Consider the following 218-nt stretch of genomic DNA (forward strand, 5'->3'; position numbering starts at 1 on the left):
CCTGGCGAACCGCGAGGGGCGGCGGGTGGCGGTGATCGTCAACGACATGTCGGAGGTGAATATCGACGCCGACCTGGTGCGCGGCGGCGAGGCGGCGCTGTCGCGATCGGAGGAGGCGCTGGTCGAGATGACCAATGGCTGCATCTGCTGCACGCTGCGCGACGACCTGCTGGCGGAGGTGCGTGCGCTCGCCGAAGCGGGGCGGTTCGACTATCTGG

General features: G+C 69.7%; 1 protein-coding gene. It reads left to right on the top strand.

All coding sequences use genetic code 11. The annotated features are described in order from the left end of the window. Position 1: 1 nt before the first annotated feature. On the top strand, positions 2 to 218 hold a 217-nt coding region (locus tag SM191_RS19810), incomplete at its 3' end, for a GTP-binding protein (protein WP_341507691.1).

This window comes from Sphingomonas sp. 2378 (assembly GCF_038084995.1).
GTDB lineage: Bacteria > Pseudomonadota > Alphaproteobacteria > Sphingomonadales > Sphingomonadaceae > Sphingomonas.